General features: G+C 67.7%; 1 protein-coding gene. It reads left to right on the forward strand.

Annotated elements, in window-relative coordinates; all coding sequences use genetic code 11:
- Positions 1-20: 20 nt before the first annotated feature.
- Positions 21-223: hypothetical protein (locus IE94_RS37035; RefSeq protein WP_157849477.1), on the forward strand; the 203-nt coding region annotated here is incomplete at its 3' end.

The following is a 223-nucleotide window of genomic DNA, read 5'->3' on the forward strand; positions in this document are numbered from 1 at the left end:
CGATCGGGCAGAGTGGCCCGGTGGTGCACATGGTCCGGCAGGTCTACGTCGACGACTTCGGCCACACCTTCGGTGAGCACTGGTCACCCGCATGGCCCGACAGGGACACGCACACAGCCTGGAACCAGGAGGAAGCCGGCCCGGCGGCCGTCAACCGCCTGCTCCTCGCCCAGGGACAGGAGCCGCTGACCTTTGAGGAAAGCGAACTCCTGCCCGTGCTGAC

The sequence above is a fragment of the Streptomyces violaceorubidus genome (assembly GCF_000717995.1).
Classification (GTDB): domain Bacteria; phylum Actinomycetota; class Actinomycetes; order Streptomycetales; family Streptomycetaceae; genus Streptomyces; species Streptomyces violaceorubidus.